This window comes from Ruegeria sp. YS9 (assembly GCF_024628725.1).
Taxonomy (GTDB): Bacteria; Pseudomonadota; Alphaproteobacteria; order Rhodobacterales; family Rhodobacteraceae; genus Ruegeria; species Ruegeria atlantica_C.
The window spans coordinates 243912-262330 of sequence record NZ_CP102409.1; the positions used below are offsets into that span (position 1 = coordinate 243912).

At 60.5% G+C, this 18419-nt stretch carries 16 protein-coding genes; 8 read left to right on the top strand and 8 right to left on the bottom strand.

Features of this window, described 5'->3' with window-relative positions; translation table 11 throughout:
* Positions 1–91: 91 nt before the first annotated feature.
* The 6 genes from NOR97_RS01250 (at position 92) to NOR97_RS01275 (ending at position 6662) form a co-directional block, all read left to right on the top strand.
* Entirely contained in the window at positions 92–970 is an 879-nt protein-coding gene (locus tag NOR97_RS01250) for an RNA polymerase factor sigma-32 (RefSeq protein ID WP_170346408.1), read from the top strand.
* On the top strand, positions 967–1791 hold the full coding sequence (locus NOR97_RS01255; protein WP_257599975.1) for a ChaN family lipoprotein: 825 nt from the start codon (positions 967–969) through the stop codon (positions 1789–1791). The genes NOR97_RS01250 and NOR97_RS01255 overlap by 4 nt, the downstream gene beginning before the upstream one ends.
* 63 nt (positions 1792–1854) lie before the next feature.
* Positions 1855–3051: a bifunctional phosphopantothenoylcysteine decarboxylase/phosphopantothenate--cysteine ligase CoaBC gene (coaBC, locus tag NOR97_RS01260; RefSeq protein ID WP_257599976.1), complete on the top strand. Its 1197-nt coding sequence runs from the start codon at positions 1855–1857 to the stop codon at positions 3049–3051.
* Positions 3052–3066: 15 nt separating this feature from the next.
* Positions 3067–3522, top strand: a complete 456-nt coding sequence (gene dut, locus NOR97_RS01265; protein ID WP_171641698.1) for a dUTP diphosphatase — start codon at positions 3067–3069, stop codon at positions 3520–3522.
* Positions 3522–4571, top strand: a complete 1050-nt coding sequence (locus NOR97_RS01270) for a HesA/MoeB/ThiF family protein (RefSeq protein ID WP_257599977.1) — start codon at positions 3522–3524, stop codon at positions 4569–4571. The genes dut and NOR97_RS01270 overlap by 1 nt, the downstream gene beginning before the upstream one ends.
* Positions 4572–4646: 75 nt before the next feature.
* Positions 4647–6662, top strand: coding sequence for a M3 family metallopeptidase (locus tag NOR97_RS01275; RefSeq protein WP_257599978.1), 2016 nt, complete (start codon positions 4647–4649; stop codon positions 6660–6662).
* A gap of 2 nt (positions 6663–6664) precedes the next feature.
* Here the strand turns inward: NOR97_RS01275 and NOR97_RS01280 are convergent, their stop codons facing one another.
* Genes NOR97_RS01280 through NOR97_RS01305 form a run of 6 tightly spaced genes read right to left on the bottom strand, consistent with a single transcriptional unit; the run spans position 6665 to position 13231 of the window.
* Positions 6665–7597: a glyoxylate/hydroxypyruvate reductase A gene (locus NOR97_RS01280; RefSeq protein ID WP_170346414.1), complete on the bottom strand. Its 933-nt coding sequence runs from the start codon at positions 7595–7597 to the stop codon at positions 6665–6667.
* Positions 7598–7612: 15 nt separating this feature from the next.
* Entirely contained in the window at positions 7613–8752 is a 1140-nt protein-coding gene (gene rodA / locus NOR97_RS01285) for a rod shape-determining protein RodA (RefSeq protein ID WP_170346415.1), read from the bottom strand.
* Positions 8749–10698 carry a penicillin-binding protein 2 gene (mrdA, locus tag NOR97_RS01290; RefSeq protein WP_170346416.1) on the bottom strand — a complete coding sequence of 650 codons (1950 nt, stop codon included), beginning with the start codon at positions 10696–10698 and terminating at the stop codon, positions 8749–8751. The genes rodA and mrdA overlap by 4 nt, the downstream gene beginning before the upstream one ends.
* Positions 10695–11231 carry a rod shape-determining protein MreD gene (locus tag NOR97_RS01295; protein WP_257599979.1) on the bottom strand — a complete coding sequence of 179 codons (537 nt, stop codon included), beginning with the start codon at positions 11229–11231 and terminating at the stop codon, positions 10695–10697. Before NOR97_RS01295 ends, mrdA begins: the two co-directional genes overlap by 4 nt.
* On the bottom strand, positions 11224–12126 hold the full coding sequence (gene mreC / locus NOR97_RS01300; RefSeq protein ID WP_170346418.1) for a rod shape-determining protein MreC: 903 nt from the start codon (positions 12124–12126) through the stop codon (positions 11224–11226). The genes NOR97_RS01295 and mreC overlap by 8 nt, the downstream gene beginning before the upstream one ends.
* Positions 12127–12184: 58 nt before the next feature.
* Positions 12185–13231: a rod shape-determining protein gene (locus NOR97_RS01305; RefSeq protein WP_039523195.1), complete on the bottom strand. Its 1047-nt coding sequence runs from the start codon at positions 13229–13231 to the stop codon at positions 12185–12187.
* A 155-nt stretch (positions 13232–13386) separates the two neighbouring features.
* On the opposite strand from NOR97_RS01305, the gene NOR97_RS01310 reads away from it, so the two are divergent.
* Entirely contained in the window at positions 13387–14172 is a 786-nt protein-coding gene (locus NOR97_RS01310) for a 23S rRNA (adenine(2030)-N(6))-methyltransferase RlmJ (protein WP_257599980.1), read from the top strand.
* 178 nt (positions 14173–14350) lie between these two features.
* Here NOR97_RS01310 and NOR97_RS01315 read toward each other — a convergent pair whose 3' ends face one another.
* Entirely contained in the window at positions 14351–15919 is a 1569-nt protein-coding gene (locus NOR97_RS01315; RefSeq protein WP_257599981.1) for a 2-isopropylmalate synthase, read from the bottom strand.
* Between the two features lie 288 nt (positions 15920–16207).
* Between NOR97_RS01315 and NOR97_RS01320 the strand changes: the two genes are divergently transcribed.
* Positions 16208–16873: an SDR family NAD(P)-dependent oxidoreductase gene (locus NOR97_RS01320; RefSeq protein WP_257599982.1), complete on the top strand. Its 666-nt coding sequence runs from the start codon at positions 16208–16210 to the stop codon at positions 16871–16873.
* 4 nt (positions 16874–16877) lie between these two features.
* Here NOR97_RS01320 and NOR97_RS01325 read toward each other — a convergent pair whose 3' ends face one another.
* Positions 16878–18359 carry an MORN repeat-containing protein gene (locus NOR97_RS01325; protein ID WP_257599983.1) on the bottom strand — a complete coding sequence of 494 codons (1482 nt, stop codon included), beginning with the start codon at positions 18357–18359 and terminating at the stop codon, positions 16878–16880.
* Positions 18360–18419 lie beyond the last annotated feature (60 nt).

Sequence of the window (18419 nt, forward strand, 5' to 3'; positions counted from 1 at the left end):
ACCTATAGTTGATCCGATTGGTGCTGTTTTGCGTAAAGGTCATAGGTCGGCAAGGCAAGTCTGACCAGTACCTGCAAACAGGGAGAGGTTTATGGCACTGGATAATGCGACGGACTTTTCGATGTCCCGGCAAGCAATGAAGGCCGAGTTGCTGGATGCGGAAACTGAACTGAAACTGGCTTATGCCTGGCGTGATGAGCGTGATGAAAAGGCGTTGCACCGTCTGATCACCGCCTACATGCGTCTGGCGATTTCGATGGCGGCCAAGTTTAAGCGCTATGGCGCGCCGATGAATGATCTCATTCAGGAAGCGGGCCTTGGCCTTATGAAGGCCGCGGACAAGTTCGATCCGGATCGCGGCGTGCGTTTTTCGACCTATGCCGTTTGGTGGATCAAGGCAAGCATTCAGGATTACGTGATGCGGAACTGGTCGATGGTTCGGACCGGGTCAACCTCATCTCAGAAATCGCTGTTCTTCAACATGCGCCGTGTTCAGGCCCGGCTGGAACGGGAAGCCGCCACCGAAGGTCAGGAACTGGACCGTCATCAGTTGCATCAGATGATCGCCACGGAAATCGGCGTGCCGCTGCGCGACGTCGAGATGATGGAAGGCCGCCTGTCCGGCTCTGATTTTTCGCTGAATGCGGTTCAGTCCGCTGATGAGGATGGGCGCGAGTGGATCGATGCCCTGGAAGATGACCGCGAACAGGCAGCCGAGGCCGTTGAGCACAGCCACGATACCGAACAATTGCGCAAGTGGTTGTTGACGGCGATGAGTGCCTTGAATGATCGCGAGCGTTTCATTGTGCGCGAGCGCAAGCTGCGAGACCCCGCTCGAACCTTGGAAAGCCTTGGAACAGAGCTGGGCCTGTCCAAAGAACGTGTGCGACAGCTTGAGGCCGCAGCCTTTGCGAAGATGCGCAAGAACCTTGAAGCCCAGTCGCGCGAGGTGCAACACTTCCTCGCATGAAACAGTTTGCGATTCTTGCGTGTGTTCTTGGTCTTACGGTTGCGACAACGCGACCGGGGCTGGCAGAAAGACTTGTTCCTGCTGATGCTATGTCCGTGATGCGGGACGCTGACGTCGTGATATTGGGAGAAGTTCACGATAACCCGACGCATCATCTGGTGCAGGCCGAAGCTCTCGAGGCTGTTTCACCCTCGGCCGTCGTCTGGGAGATGGTCACCGAAGAGGGCGCGCAAAGGCTCGCGCAGAAAGCTGTGTCCAACCCAGAGGAGCTGAGCCGCATTCTGAAATGGGCTGAAAGTGGCTGGCCTCCGCTCAGCATGTATTATCCGGTGTTCGAGGCGTCAGGCGCGCCGGTTTACGGGGCCATGGTTCCGCGTGCTGCCGCGCGTGCCGCGATGGAACGCGGGGCCGCCACGGCGTTGGGTGCAGACGCGGCGCGTTATGGCCTGACGGTGCCTCTCTCGCCCGAAGAACAGGCCGCGCGCGAGGCCGACCAGTTGGCGGCGCATTGCGATGCGCTTCCGGCTGAAATTTTGCCCCAGATGGTTGCGATCCAGCGCCTGCGCGATGCTGTGCTGGCCCGTGCGGTTGTGCGTGCGATGGACGAAACCGGGGGTCCGGTTGCCGTGATCACCGGAAACGGTCATGTGCGAAAGGATCGGGGCATACCGACCTATCTTGCGCGCCTCAAGCCAGGTTGGAAAGTCGTGGCCGTCGGACAATCCGAAGATGGAGCGATCGAAGGAGAATTCGATATCGTGATTGACAGCCCTACAGCCGAGCGCGAAGACCCCTGTGCGGCCTTTCAGGTTCAGAATTAATCGCTGGAACTACCTGCGGGCCTTGCCTAATGTCGGGGCCGACCGGGACAGGAAGGGCTGAACATGCTGTCATCCAAACGCATTCTGCTGATTATCGGTGGCGGAATCGCGGCCTACAAGTCGCTGGACCTGATCCGCAGGTTGCGCGAGCGTGGCGCGGACGTGACCCCTGTAGTGACGCGCGCCGCGGAAGAGTTCGTGACGCCGCTGTCGGTATCCGCTCTGGCAGGCAAAAAAGGCTTTCGCGATCTGTTTGACCTCACCGATGAGGCCGAGATGGGGCATATTCAACTGTCCCGCTCTGCGGATCTGATCGTTGTGGCCCCCGCAACGGCGGATCTGATGGGCAAGATGGCCGCAGGGCTGGCCAACGATCTGGCCTCGACCCTTTTGATGGCCACGGACACGCCCGTTCTGTGTGCGCCCGCGATGAATGTGCGGATGTGGACCCACCCGGCAACACAGCGAAACCTGAAGCAGTTGCAGGCGGATGGCGTGCGCTTTGTGGGCCCGAACGAAGGCGACATGGCCTGTGGTGAATACGGCCCGGGGCGCATGTCCGAGCCGATGGAAATTGTAGCGGCAGTTGAGGCTCAGTTGTCTGCGGGGCCTTTGGCGGGCAGGCGAGTGCTGGTGACGTCCGGCCCGACGCATGAACCGATAGATCCGGTCCGGTATATAGCCAACCGGTCGTCCGGGGCTCAGGGTGCGGCCGTGGCGCGGGCGCTGGCGGAATTGGGGGCCGAGGTGACCTTTGTGACCGGCCCGGCAGATGTGCCGCCCCCGGCGGGCGTGCAGGTCGTACCTGTCGAAACCGCGCAACAGATGTCTGATGCGGTTGATGCGGCTCTGCCCGTCGATGCCGGAATATTCGCGGCGGCGGTCGCGGATTGGCGTGTCGCCAGCGCATCGGACAAGAAGCTGAAGAAAAGCCGCGATGGCCTGCCGGTACTGGAATTCGCCGAAAACCCGGACATTCTGAAACGTGTTTCCAGGATGGAAGCGAACCGTCCGCCGTTGGTTGTCGGTTTTGCGGCCGAGACCGACAATGTGGTCGAACACGCCACGGCCAAGCGCCTGCGCAAAGGCTGCGACTGGATCGTCGCCAACGATGTAAGCCCTGCAACAGGCATTATGGGCGGGTCAGAAAATGCGGTCATCCTGATTTCGGACAACGGGGCCGAGGAATGGCCCCGCATGGGCAAAGACGAAGTTGCCCGGCGTCTGGCGGCGAAAATTGCGGACGCGTTGGCAGGCTGAAGGAAAGGCAAGGGCATGGTTGCAATCCGGGTGATCCGCGAAGACGGGGCAGACCCCGCCGTGGCGCTTCCCTCTTACGAAACCTCGGGGGCGGCCGGCGCGGACGTGCGTGCCAATCTGCCCGGCGGCGCGCCGATTACGCTGGACCCTGGTCAGCGGGCGCTGGTGCCGACCGGCCTGCGTATTGAAATCCCGCAAGGGTATGAGGTTCAGGTTCGGCCCCGCTCGGGCCTTGCGTTGAAGCATGGGATTACACTGCCCAACACACCGGGCACCATCGACAGCGACTATCGTGGGCCATTGGGCGTGATCGTGATGAATGCGGGCCAGGAACGGTTCGAGATCGCACACGGAGATCGTATCGCGCAGCTTGTGGTCGCGCCGGTGGTGCAGGCCAGGTTTGAACTGGCTCAGGCGCTGGGCGAAACCGATCGCGGGGCTGGCGGTTTCGGCTCGACCGGGCGCGGCTGATGCTGTTGGTTTTCATCCTGGCTGCGGGGCTTTGGGGTGTCGGTTATATCGCCGGCACGTCGAAAAAAGCGCGCATGGTTTCCGTGAGTGTGCTGCTGGCCGGCGTCATACTGTCCCATCTGATCTTGCCGGATGGGCACCCTCTTCGCGAAGCAACCGGCGGGTCTGCGGCGCTGTGGCTGATCCTTGTGGGTTTCGTGGCGCTGGCTTTGCTGTATGGCAGAGTACTCAAAGCCTTGCGCAACCGTGCAGTTTCATCTGCGGACCCGGAGCCCAATATGCCCTCGGACCGATTTACCGAGACCGAGCTGGATCGCTATGCCCGCCACATCGTTTTGCGTGAACTGGGTGGACCTGGTCAGAAAAAGCTAAAGAAAGCCCGCGTTCTGGTGATCGGCGCTGGTGGTCTGGGTGCCCCTGCGCTGCAATATCTGGCGGCTGCGGGTGTCGGCACGATTGGTATCATCGACGATGACGTCGTCGAGAATGCCAACCTGCAACGGCAGGTCATTCACCGCGACGCGGATATTGGAATGCCCAAGGTCTTTTCGGCCCAGCAGGCGATGGAGGCGCAGAACCCGAACGTCGTTGTTCTGCCCTACCACCGCCGTTTGAGCGAGGAAATCGCCACCGATCTGTTTGCAGAGTTCGATCTGATCCTTGACGGGACCGACAATTTCGAGACCCGGTATCTGGCCAACCGAACCGCCGTCGCGCTGGGCAAACCGCTGATATCGGGGGCTTTGTCACAGTGGGAAGGTCAACTGAGTGTGTTTGACCCGGCCAATGGCAGCCCCTGCTATCAGTGTATCTTCCCAGAGGCCCCGGCCCCCGGTCTGGCCCCTTCCTGTTCCGAGGCCGGAGTGATCGGCCCGCTGCCGGGCGTGGTTGGGTCGATGATGGCGGTCGAGGCGATCAAGGTAATAACGGGCGCCGGCATGGCGCTGCGCGGCGAGATGCTGATCTATGACGCACTGTACGGCGAAAGCCGCAAGATTGCTCTGACCCGCCGGGACGATTGCCCTGTTTGTGGCATGAGAAACGATTAACCTTTCTTCACATGGGTTGGGTGTTCTGGAACACCCGGCCATGGCGACATAGCTATGGGATCAAAGGAGATCCGCATGACCAACCCGATCCTGTCCAATTGGACCACACCGTTTGAAATCGCCCCTTTTTCCGATATCTCGGATGATGATTTCTCGCCCGCACTGGAGCAGGCGATGAAAGAGCATAACGCCGAGATTGATGCGATAGCTGCAAATCCGGATACCCCCACATTCGCCAACACGATCGAGGCGCTCGAGGCCGCGGGTGGGCAACTGGACAAGGTCCTGTCGGTGTTCTTCACGATTGCGGGCGCGGACAGCAACCCAAAGCGGGAAGAACTGCAACGCGCGTTTTCCCCCAGGCTTTCAGCGCACTTTTCGGGCATTTCTTCAAACAAATCGCTGTTCAAGCGTGTTGCCGACCTATGGGCACGGCGCGATGATCTTGACCTGACCGAGGAGCAGGCGCGTGTTCTGATGTTGACCCACCGGGGTTTTGTGCGTGCCGGCGCGGCCTTGGAGGGGGACGAAGACGCCCGTATGCAAGAGATCAAGTCGCGCCTCGCGTCGCTGGGCACGGCGTTTACCCAGAACCTGCTGGCGGATGAGCGGGACTGGTTCATGGATCTGACCGAAGAGGATCTGAACGGCCTGCCGGATTTCGTCGTGGACGCGGCACGTGCCGCGGGGCAGGAGAAGAAAGCCAAGGGACCAGTGGTCACCTTGTCACGGTCGCTGATCGTGCCATTCCTACAGTTTTCGCCCCGGCGGGAGCTGCGCGAAAAAGCCTATCGTGCCTGGGCCGCGCGCGGTGCCAATGGGGGCGAGACCGACAACCGAGACATCGCGGCCGAGATCCTGGCCTTGCGCGAAGAGCGCTCCAAGCTTCTGGGCTATGACACGTTCGCCGACTACAAGCTGGAAACCGAGATGGCGCGCACGCCGGATCGGGTGCGTGAGCTTTTGATGCAGGTATGGGAACCGGCCAAGTCCCGCGCAGATGCTGACGCGGATGTTCTGACGCAGATGATGCAGGAAGACGGCATCAACGGCCCGCTGGAAGCCTGGGATTGGCGGTACTACGCTGAAAAGCGGCGCAAGGCGGAACACGATCTGGATGAGGCCGCGTTGAAACCCTATCTGCAACTGGATCGCATGATCGAGGCTTCGTTTGCCTGCGCCAACCGGCTTTTCGGGCTGGAATTCAAACCGTTGGACGTACCCCTCTATCACCCGGATTGCCGGGCTTGGGACGTTACCCGCGACGGGCAGCATATTGCCGTGTTTATCGGAGACTACTTTGCACGAGGGTCCAAGCGGTCAGGTGCCTGGTGCAGCGCGATGAGGGCACAGGCCAAATTCCCAAAGAAGCAGACACCGGTTGTCATCAATGTCTGCAACTTCGCCAAGGGGGATCCCGCCTTGCTGTCCTATGATGACGCGCGGACCCTGTTTCATGAATTCGGCCATGCCCTGCACCAGATGCTGTCCAACGTGACATATGAAAGCATCTCGGGCACGTCGGTCGCGCGCGATTTCGTGGAATTGCCCAGCCAGCTTTACGAACATTGGCTGGAAGTGCCAGAGGTCCTTGCCGAATTTGCGACCCATGCGGAAACGGGCGAGCCGATGCCGCAGGAAATGCTGCAAAAGGTGCTGAAGGCGGCCAATTTCGATCAGGGATTCCAGACGGTGGAATATGTCGCCTCGGCCCTTGTCGATCTGGCCTTCCACGATGGCGAGGCACCGGCAGATCCGATGGCGAAACAGTCGGAAGTTCTGGCCGGGTTGGGGATGCCGAAGGCCATTGGAATGCGCCACTCCACTCCGCATTTCGCGCATGTCTTCGCAGGCGACGGCTACAGCTCGGGGTATTACAGCTATATGTGGTCCGAAGTGATGGATGCCGACGCCTTTGCCGCCTTTGAAGAGGCGGGTGGTGCCTTTGACCCCGAACGCGCCAAGGCGCTGGAGGACAACATCCTGTCCACTGGCGGTTCGCGCGAGGCAGAAGACCTGTACCTGGCGTTCCGGGGAAGATTGCCGGGGGTTGACGCCCTGTTGAAAGGCCGCGGTCTGATCGCGGCCTGAAATCAGTAGCCCAATGTGCGATCCACCAGGTGCACGAAGGGCTCTCCGGCTTCGCCACGCCGGATGTTTTCGCAAATGACCTGCGCGGCTGTGACCGGGCGGGTCTCGGACGCGATATGAGGGGTCACGGTCACGTTCGGATGTGACCAATACGGGTGGTCGGGGGGCAGGGGCTCGACCCGGAACACATCCAGCGTCGCGTGACCGACCTGACCCGAGTTCAAGGCATCCAGCAGCGCTTCGTCATCAATCAGGGGCCCGCGACCCGGGTTGATGATCCGCGCGCCTTTGGGCAGCAGGGCCAGCGTTTCAGCATTCAACGCGTTTTCCGTGGCAGCGGTGTCAGGCAGCAGCAGAACCAGTATCTCGGCCCGGGAAAGCGCATCACGCAGCCCGTCGGGACCGTGCAGACAGGTTACGCCGGGGATGTCCTTGGCGGTGCGGCTCCAACCAGTGACCGTGAAATTCAGCGAGGCCAGGGCGCGGGCCGCGGCTTCACCCAACGCGCCGAGGCCCAGAATGCACAGGTTGCGCTGCTGCGCCAAAGGTGGGGCATCCGGGGCCCAGACGCCATCCTGGATGGTGATGTGGCGATCCATTCCCAGATGATAGCGCAGCACATGGCCCACCACCCACTCGGTCATTCCCTGCGTCAGCCCGTGATCCACCATCCGTGCCAATGGGACGCTCAGCGTGTCATTGTCCGCGATCTTTTCGACACCGGCCCAAAGGCTCAGAACCGCCTTCAGGCGCGAAAAGGGCGAAAAATCCAGTAACCCGCCATTCGGAGCGTAGACAACGTAATCAACCTGATCCGGGTCAAACTCCGTACTGATCTCCGCCTCTACGCCAGCTTCTGCAAGGTATCGAGTGAGCAGCGGTTCATACACGGGCCACAGGGCAGGGCGCGCGGAAAACAGAACGTTTACGGGCATCGGGGGCCTTTCAGATCAGCGGGGGCGATGGATATGAGCGCTTTGGACGATGCCGAACGCGGCCATCAGCACCAGCATGGCCGATCCGCCATAGCTGACCATGGGCAGTGGGACGCCCACGACCGGTGCCATGCCCATCACCATCGACATGTTGACGGCAAAGAACAAGAAGAAGTTCAGCGCGATGCCCAGAGTAACCAGAGAGGAGAACCGATCCTTGGTGGCCAGCGCGGTCGCCATGCAGAACACAAGGATCAGGGCGTAGAGAACCAAGAGCGTGATGCCCCCGACAAAGCCGAACTCCTCGGCGAGGGTGGTGAAGATGAAATCGGTGTGTTTCTCGGGCAGGAAGTTCAGCCGGGATTGTGTACCCTGCATGAAACCACGCCCGTTCCAGCCCCCCGATCCAAGGGCGATCTTGGATTGCGTGATGTGATACCCGGCACCCAGAGGATCGGTAGAGGGGTCGAGAAACGTGTCGATCCGGCGGAACTGATAATCCTTGAGCAACTGCCATTCGGTCCCGCGACTGTTGAACACGGCGGCGATCAGGCCCACGACGGCGGCAATGACGGCTGCAAAATACGCCCAGTGCACACCCGCAAGAAACATCAGCCCTCCACCGGCGGCCAACAGCAGGATCGACGTGCCGAGATCCGGTTGCTTAAGAACAAGCAAGGTGGGCAGAACAATCAGGGCCACGGGGATGAAGACCCACAGAGGGCGGGACGTCTTGTGCGATGGAAGCCAGTCGTAATACGCCGCCAGAACCATGACCAGGGCCACCTTCATGACCTCTGAGGGCTGAAGGCGCATGAACCCAAGGTCGATCCAGCGCTGTGCGCCCATGCCGATGGTGCCGAACAATTCCACGAATACCAGCAATGCGACCGACCCGAGATAGGCCAGAACGGACATGTTGCGCCAGAACCAGATCGGAACCAGAGCAATGATGAACATCGCGATCAGGCCAAGCCCGAACCTCTCCATCTGTGGCTCGGCCCAGGGTGTCCACGACCCGCCTGCAACTGAATACAGCATCAGGAACCCAGCGCTGGCGGTGCTGATCAGCAGCAGGGTCAGCGGCCAGTTCATGTACAGGAACTTCCGAAACCCCGACGGCGTGGATTTCACGGCATATTCTAGATAGCTCATGCGCGGTCCTTTCCGTCTGGACGCGCTTTGGGACGACGGTCGCCCTCGAGCCGTTTTTGCTGTTCCTTGATGCGCTCGCGGTCGGCAACCGGATATGCCTCAAGCGGCGGAGTACCGTTGTAGAGCGCCTGAAGCATGATATCGCGGGCCACCGGTGCCGCCGCCTTGGACCCGCCGCCGCCATGTTCAACGACCACGGCAACCGCGTATTTCGGATTGTCATAGGGCGCGAAGCAGACGAACAACGCGTGGTCGCGACGTTCCCATGGCAGGTCTTCGTTGCGGATCACGCCGGCGGCACGTTCGGCCTTGGTGATGTTTCGAACCTGACTGGTGCCGGTTTTGCCGGCCATGCGGAACTCGTCCGCGATGATGCGGCTGCGATAGGCAGTCCCCCGCCGGTCGTTCGAGACCGAATACATGGCCTTGCGCACCTGTTCCAGATTGTAGGAGTTGATGCCCAGCGGTTCCCCCGCGCCCGAAGTCTGTTCGATACCGTCGATCGAACGCACAAGCCGCGGTGTCACAGATCGGCCGGTGGCGATACGAGCCGTCATTACGGCCAGTTGCAACGGTGAGGCCAGCATGAACCCTTGCCCGATGGACGCGTTGGCCGTGTCGCCCACCAGCCAATCCTGACCGTGTGTTCGCTGCTTCCATTCCTGATTGGGGGCAAGTCCAGCGGCAACCGCCGACATCGGAATATCGTGCTTGACGCCCAGCCCCAATGTACGGGCCATCTCGGATATCTTGTCGATGCCCACCCGCAAGGCCACGTCGTAGTAATAGACGTCGCAGCTGCGTTTCAGCGACAGGTTCAGATCAACCGTGCCATGCCCGCCGCGTTTCCAGCAGTGGAACCGGCGGCTGCCGACCTTCAGGTGCCCGGGGCAATACACTGTGTTTCCGGGGCCTATCACGCCAGCCTCCAGCGCGGCCAATGCAGTGACCATCTTGAACGTCGACCCCGGGGGATAAGTGCCTTGCACGGACTTGTTGGCCAGGGGGCGATACTTGTCCTGCGTCAACGCCCGATAATCAGCGACCGAGATACCGCGCACAAACAGATTTGGATCGAAACTGGGTGTAGAGCTGACGGCGCGCAGATCCCCGGTTTCGCAATCCAGAACAATGGCAGCCGCGCTTTCACCTGCCAGCCGCGCTTGCGCGTATTGTTGCAGGTCGGCATCGATCGTCAATTGCAGGTCCGCACCCGGCTGACCTTCCTGCCGGTCCAGTTCGCGCATGACGCGCCCGGTGGCGTTGACTTCGACACGCTTTGCGCCGGCTTTGCCACGCAAGGCAATTTCCTGTTTGGCCTCCAACCCGACCTTGCCGATCTGGAACCGGGGAATCCGCAAAACCGGCTCGGGGTCTTCGAGCTTGCTGAGATCATAGTCGCTGACCGGGCCGACATAGCCGACGATATGGGCGAAATCCTCATAGCGTGGGTATTGTCGCGTCAGGCCGACCTCGGGCGTCACACCCGGCAGGGCCGGGGCATTGACCGCGACTTTCGAGATGTCTTCCCAAGTGACCTGATCCGCCAGAGTCACTGGCAGGAACGGCGCTGATCGGCGCATTTCGGTCCGGGCGCGCTCGATCTCATCATCGTTCAGCGGGATGAGTTCCGACAATTTGGCAATCACCTTGTCGACGTCACCTGCGTCTTCACGCACGATGACGATGCGATAGGATGGTGAGTTCTGACCGATGATCTGCCCGTTGCGGTCATAGATACGTCCACGGGTTGGCGGGATCAGTCGAATGTTGATGCGGTTTTCTTCGGCCAGCAGGCGATATTCGTCGGCCTGATCCACCTGCATGAAGCGCATCCGTGCGGCCAGCCCGCCGATAAAAGCCGCCTGCAAACCGCCCAGCAGCAGCGCCCGGCGTGGCAGGCGTTTATAGGCAAGGCCCGGCGACTTGGGTTTGCGTTGCTTCATGCCCTGCCTCCTACGGCTCCGGCATCCGCAGCAGACAGGCGGTGGACGCCAAATACGCTTTGGGTCAGCAGCACGATGACCGGGTAGAAGGCGATTGTCAGCACAAGTTGAATCACCACTGGCCACAAGGCGGCCTGCTGCACCGACAAGATCGACAGAACGACTCGGTTCATCAAAAACACCATGGCAATCACCACACCGACCGACACCCATTCTCCGACAAATCCAGTGTCCTTCATACCCGGAGCGGCGGCGCGCAGATAGGCTGCGCCAAACACCACCAAGGCGGCCAGAAGGCCGGGCGGGCGTTGCAGCAGCAGATCCGCCATCAGCATGACAAACGCGACCAACAGGGTGGGCACATAATCAGGCCGCCGCAACACCCAGGCAAAGGTCAGCGCAATCAGCACATCGGGAAAGGGCCAGCGATCCGGTTGCGCATCAAGCGGCAGCAAATGCAGGAACAGCACGACAAAAGCCAGTGCCGCGTAAAGGCTGCGCATGGCCCAGTTGTATGAGGCGGGCCTATCCATCACTTACCTCATCCGGTACAAGCGCAGTTTCTGGTCGCGTTGGCCCGACGATCCCACCCGGATCCTGAATTGGTGGGGGCGAATGGAAGCGCAGAACACGAAGAAACTCGAGCCGTTCAAAATCCGCCGAAAGGCGAACGCGCAGGCGGCCGCCCGGATCCGCGGCGATCTGGCCGATCAGCAGACCTGCCGGAAAAACGCCACCGTCGCCGGATGTGATCACTCGATCACCGGGACGGACCAGCTCTCGGTTTTCCAGGAACTCGACCACTGGGGCCGGGGTGTTATCTCCTTTGATCAGTGCGGTCTGGCCAGAAGGCTGGATCGTTGCCGGAATGGCGCTGGTCGCGTCCGTCACCAGGATCACCCGAGCCGTGTCCGGCCCGACTCCGGAAATGCGGCCAACCAGCCCGATGCCATCCATCGTGGCCCAGCCATCAACGATCCCGTCGCGCTCCCCCACATTCAACAGGACGGACTGCCGGAAGGGTGACCCGCTGTCGGCCATCACGACACCCGTGATGTATGTCAGGCGCGGGTCGAGGCGGACATTGTTCAGATCCAACAGCCGTGCATTCTCCTGCTCCAATTGCAGTGCGGCCTCTTTCCAGGCACGCATCAGCCGCAGTTCGCTGCGCAGTTCGCGGTTCTGCTCGCTCAGGCGCTGGTAGCTTTGGAAATCGCGCACAAGGTTCACAGCGGCAGTTACGGGCACCATGGCCCAATCCATCGACGGTACGACCGCGTCCACCACCTGCGCGCGGAACCGCTCGACTCGGGGGCTGTCGATCCGCCAGACCAGAAAGATGCCCAGCAAGCACAGGATAACGATCCCCAGCAACAAGCGGCGCAGAGGGGTCGTGTAGTCATCGCGCTGTGATCGGTCTTTTGCCACAGGTTACCTTCCCGTGCTGCTCGTGCCGAATTAAGCCTGTCCCTAGAAGGTGCGCGCCTTAGCTTTCGTAGTCAATCGCGTGGCGCAGCTGTTTTTCGTATTCTAGCGCCTTGCCCGTGCCCAAAGCCACACAATTCAGGCTTTCGTCCGCAATGGACACGGCCAGGCCGGTCTGTTCGCGCAGGGCAAGATCAAGATCGCCCAGCAATGCACCACCACCGGTCAGCATGACGCCCCGGTCCACGATATCGGCGGCCAGATCGGGCGGAGTGGTTTCCAGAGCGGTCATCACAGCCTCGCAGATCTGCTGGACAGGTTCCGACAGCGCCTCGGCGACCTGGGCCTGGCTGATCTCGATTTCCTTGGGAACGCCATTCAACAGGTCACGACCCCGGATATGCATCGACTGGCCGCGGCCATCATCGGGCATCCGGGCCGTGCCGATTGTCGTCTTGATCCGCTCGGCGGTGGATTCACCGACCAGCAGGTTCTGCTGACGACGCAGGTACGAGATAATGGCTTCATCCATGCGGTCACCACCGACGCGGACCGAGCGGGCATAGACGATGTCACCCAGCGACAGAACCGCCACTTCGGTTGTACCACCACCGATGTCGACGACCATGTTGCCGGTCGGGTCGGTGATCGGCATGCCCGCGCCAATCGCGGCGGCGATCGGTTCGGCGATCAGGCCGGCGCGGCGGGCGCCAGCGGACAGAACCGACTGACGGATCGCACGCTTTTCAACGGGTGTCGCGCCATGGGGGACGCAGACAATGATCTTGGGCTTCGAGAAAGTCGAACGCTTGTGCACCTTGCGGATGAAGTGCTTGATCATTTCTTCGGCTGTATCGAAGTCAGCAATCACGCCTTCGCGCATGGGGCGGATGGCTTCGATCGAACCGGGCGTTCGCCCCAGCATCAGCTTGGCATCTTCGCCGACAGCCAGAACTTTCTTCACGCCGTCCTTGACGTGATAGGCTACGACCGAAGGCTCAGACAGGATGACACCGCGCCCCTTGACGTAAACCAGCGTGTTCGCCGTTCCAAGGTCGATGGCCATGTCCGCTGTGAACAGGCCGCCCAGATTGCCAAAGATCCCCATGTTTCCCCTGATCCTGTATGTCGGTTTTTCTACTGCCCGCGACTCGACGGTTCCGGGACGGATGACTTATAGGGTGCCATCACGCCCGGTAAAAGGGCTGATTCCGCGACAATCAGCACCTTTCCGCCTTATTGAATGGGACTTTAGAAGGCAAAATGCTCTCTTATCAACACATTTACCACGCCGGGAATCTGGCTGATGTCCAAAAGCACGCATTGCTGGCCTGGGTGCTGGATTATTTGACGCGCAAGGACAAGCCGCTCAGCTATATCGAAACGCATTCCGGACGGGGGCTGTACCAGTTGGACGCAGACGAATCCATGCGGACGGGCGAGGCAGCGGCAGGGATCGCGCGCGCGAAACGAGAAGGGTGGTTCGGACCCGGACATCCGATGGCGCGGGTTCTGGAAAACGTACAGGCCCGGCACGGTGACGCGGCCTATCCGGGATCGCCGATGATTGCAGCACATCTGTTGAGGGATCAGGACAGTCTGCATTTTGCCGAGCTGCACCCCCAGGAACATGCCGCGCTGTCTTTGGCGATGTCGCCGTTCGGGGCGAGGGTGTATCAGCAGGACGGGTTTGAACTGGCGCAATCCCTGCTGCCTCCGACGCCGCGACGGGGAATGTTGCTGATTGACCCAAGCTATGAGGTGAAGACTGATTACGATCGACTGCCCGGCGTGATTGCCAAACTGCACCGGAAATGGAATGTCGGGGTGGTCGCGCTGTGGTACCCTGTTCTGACGGACAAACGCCACGCCCGGATGATCGCGACGCTTGAAGCGCAAAACTTCCCCAAGGCCATTTGTCATGAGGTGACATTCCCACCGGTGCGCGAGGGGCATCGGATGGTGGGATCAGGGATGTTCATTCTGAACGCACCATTCGGCATCGAGGAAGAAACGACACGTCTGTCGCAGCTATTCGCAGGTCTCTGAAGTCAGCCAAAAGAAATGCAACCGATGCTCCCGCCCTGTTTGCCCGCATCAGAGATGCCGTCAAACTTGTTGAGCCCGGCAGCGCGCCGCAGGCGCGCTGCCGGGCTCAAAGCTGCAAGGGTGCTCGGCGCAGCCGGGCAACCGCAGGTGCGGGAGCCCCTCGCCGCGCCAATTCGGATCAGGTCAGGTCTTTGTAGCTGATTTCGCGGGAATCGGCGCCCGGGCCGGTCTTTTCCCGGCGCACGATCAGGCGGTTCAGCGCGTGGATATAGGCTTTGGCCGAAGCCACGACGGTATCCGTGTTCGCTGATTGACCCGTGGCGATGATACCATCTTCTTCCAACCTGACCGAAACCGTGGCCTGCGCATCGGTGCCTTCGGTCACCGCATGAACCTGATACAGCTGCAAGCGGGCCGTGTTGGGGTAAATCGCACGGATTGCCTTGAAGGTCGCGTCTACCGGCCCGTCACCGTGTTCAGTTGCGATGACGTCCTTGCCGTCGACTTCCAGCTCGACCGTCGATTCCGCCTGCCCGCCGGTGCCGCAGGTGACTTTCATCGACACCAGTTGCAGATAGTCGTCCGCCTCATCCAGGGTCATCAGCGCAATGAGATCGTCGTCGAACACTTCTTTTTTGCGATCCGCCAAATCCTTGAACCGCACGAAGATGTCTTTGAGTTGATTGTCGCCAACTTCAAAGCCCAGCGTTTCCAGTTTGTCGCGCAGAGCCGCACGTCCCGAGTGTTTGCCCAGAGGCAGGGATGTGCCCGACAGGCCGATATCCTCGGGGCGCATGATCTCGAAATTGTCGCGGTTCTTGAGCATGCCGTCCTGATGGATGCCGCTTTCGTGGGCAAATGCGTTCTTGCCGACGATGGCCTTGTTGAACTGCACGTTGAAGCCCGACACCGTAGCGACCCGGCGCGAGATATGCATGATCTTGGTCGTGTTGATCCCGGTGTGGAAGGGCATGATGTCATTGCGCGTGCGCATTGCCATCACGACCTCTTCCAGGGCGGTGTTGCCGGCGCGTTCGCCCAGGCCGTTGATGGTGCATTCGATCTGGCGCGCACCACCGATGACCGCCGCCAGCGAATTCGCGGTCGCCATGCCGAGGTCGTTATGACAATGGGTGGCAAAGATCACCTCATCTGCGCCCGGAACCGTTTCGATCAGGCGTTTGATCAGGTCCGCGGATTCCAGCGGCGCAGTATACCCCACGGTGTCGGGGATGTTGATGGTGGTCGCCCCGGCCTTGATCGCGATTTCGATGACGCGGCACAGGTAATCCCATTCGGTCCGGGTCGCGTCCATCGGCGACCACTGCACGTTTTCGCACAGGTTGCGCGCGTGGCTGACCGTTTCGTGAATTTTGTCAGCCATCTCGTCCTGTGTCAGGTTCGGAATGGCGCGGTGCAGCGGAGAGGTGCCGATGAAGGTGTGAATGCGGTTCTGTTCCGCGTGTCTGACCGCCTCCCAGCAGCGATCGATATCGGCGAAATTGGCGCGGGCCAGACCACAGATACGGGCGTTCTTGGCGTTCTTGGCGATCTCGGACACCGCTTTGAAGTCACCTTCGGATGCGATCGGAAAACCGGCTTCGATGATGTCGACGCCCATGTCATCCAGCAGCTCGGCAATCTCGAGCTTTTCGTCATGGGTCATGGTCGCGCCTGGGCTCTGCTCGCCGTCGCGCAAAGTGGTATCGAAGATCAAGACACGGTCTTGGTCGGTCACGTTGGTCATGGGAATCTCTTTCTTGTCTGTCCTAAAGCCTGTTGGCGCGCTGGCGTCCTCCTCTGAGCGGGCGCGCCGGATGGCACGCTCAGAGGCGGATTAGGATCAGTAGGCCACGCAGAACCGCGCCGCGAGGGGCGGCTTTGGCAAAAGGGATATCTGCGCAGTTGATCATGGGTTTGAGGTTATACAGACGCCGCCGGGAATGAAAAGAACCAATTTTCGACAAGTTGCGGCGTAGGGGGGTCGAAATTCCCGTCCCTTGATTGATCCGTCCATGCCGCTAGCTGGTCGCAGATGGATACTGCTTTGATCATTGGTGCGTCCGGCGGGATCGGTGCGGCCGTACGCGAGCAATTGGAGGCACAGGGTGTTGCGGTGACGTGCCTTTCGCGCTCTGTCGAGGGGTTCGATCTGATGGAACCGGACCAAGCGAGTCGGATGCTTGATCGCCTTTCAGGCCCGTTCGATCTTGTTCTTGTCGCTTCCGGGGCGCTGGAAATTTCAGGCAATGGGCCCGAAAAGACCATTCGATCTGTTTCGGCAAGGGCAATGATGGACCAGTTTGCTCTGAATGCCGTTGGTCCGGCGCTGGTGCTAAGCCGGGCCCATCAGTTGTTGCCGCGACAGCGGCGTTCGGTGTTTGCTGTTTTGTCCGCGCGGGTCGGTTCAATAGGAGATAACCGGATGGGCGGCTGGATCAGCTACCGCGCGGCCAAAGCAGCGGTCAATCAAATCGTCCATACTTCGGCGATAGAATTGGCCCGGACCCATAAACAGGCGATATGTGTTGCGCTGCATCCCGGCACGGTCAAAACAGAGTTTACTCGGAAATATCTGGGACGGCATCCCGCCGTTGAATCCGGTGAAGCCGCGCGCAATCTGTTGTCCGTGATCGGCGGGTTAAGCCCGGCAGATACCGGTGGGTTCTTTGACTGGGCCGGAAAACCAGTTCCCTGGTGAGCGATCATTCGCCAGACGGATCTGGCTGTGCCGTCTCTGAGTCCGGGTCTGTCTGCTGTGCCGGAGTGTCTGCGCCGCCCTGTTGATCCGGGGTTTGATTCGGCAGCACACCGTTTTCCCAGATACCGGTTTCTTCTTGCCCGTTGGCGTAACGCATGGTCCCGCTGCCCTGCCTCTTGTTGTCGACAAAGTTGCCCTCATAGACGTCGCCGTTCGAGTAGGTCGCTATGCCTTCGCCGTTGATTTTGCCCTCGGACCAGTCGCCGACATACTTGAACCCGGCAGGGGTCACGATTTCTCCTTTGCCGTGACGTTTTCCGTTCATGAAATCTCCGGTGTAAACGGTGCCGTCAGAGTAGGTCGCCTTGCCTTTTCCCTGACGGACCCCGTTGACCCAATCCCCGTCATAGATCGAACCGTCCGCGCGGGTCATCACACCCTTGCCGTGGCTTTGCGCGTTTTTGAACTGACCCTTGTAGATCATACCGGTGGCATAGGTCGCCGTACCCTGACCTTCGATGACGCCCGCGATCCACTCACCCTCGTAGGTGGAGCCGTCGGGATAGGTGATGAGGCCGTTTCCTTCCGCCAGATCGGCCACGAAATCGCCCACATAGACCGAGCCGTCGGGATAAGTCAGCTCTCCCAGGCCTTCTATCTGACCCTGGTTCCAGTCGCCGGTGTACACAAAACCATCGGTTCCGGTGAACGTGCCCTTGCCATGGCGGCGATCATCGACAAAGTCACCCTCGTAGACGTCCCCTGACGCGTGAGTTACTTTGCCCTTGCCCTGGCGGCGCCCTTCCACAAGCGCGCCTTCATACACATCGCCATTGGCATAGGTCAGACGACCTGTCCCGGTGATCTGGTCCTGTGTCCATTCGCCCTCGTATATCATTCCGTCAGGCATCGTCTGGGTGCCTGTGCCATCGCGCAAGCCGGCATTGACATTGCCTTCGTAGACGCTGCCATCGGCATAGGTGATCGTGGCCTTGCCTTGCCGCTGGCCGTCCACCCAATCGCCATCGTAGACATATCCGTCGGGAAAGGTCAGTTTGCCCTTGCCGTGCCGCTGTGCGTTCCTGAATTCACCCTCATAGCGCGAGCCATTGGCAAATTCAGCGACGCCCGTGCCGTTGATGGATCCGTTGGACCACTCACCGTCATAGCTGCTGCCATTGGCATAGACGATCTTGCCGCGCCCTTCCGGCTGACCTTTGGCGAACGCACCTTCGTAAACCGATCCATCCGGGTACTTGGTGACGCCCTGACCCTGAATTTCGCCTTCCACCCACTGGCCGGTGTATTCGAACCCGTTGGGCAGCCGATACGTACCCGTCCCGTGGCGCAGGCCATTCTCATAAGTGCCCTCGTAGACGCCGCCCACTTCGTCATCCTTGACGATAACCGTACCGTCCTGCGCAAAAGCGGTCGCAGCTGCCAGGCCCATGGCCACAGCCCCAATTGAGTTTCGGATCACGTTCATTTTGGTCCTGCCTGCCGGATCATCGTTGGTTGCATCCCTGGGCGCAAAACTAGGGTACCG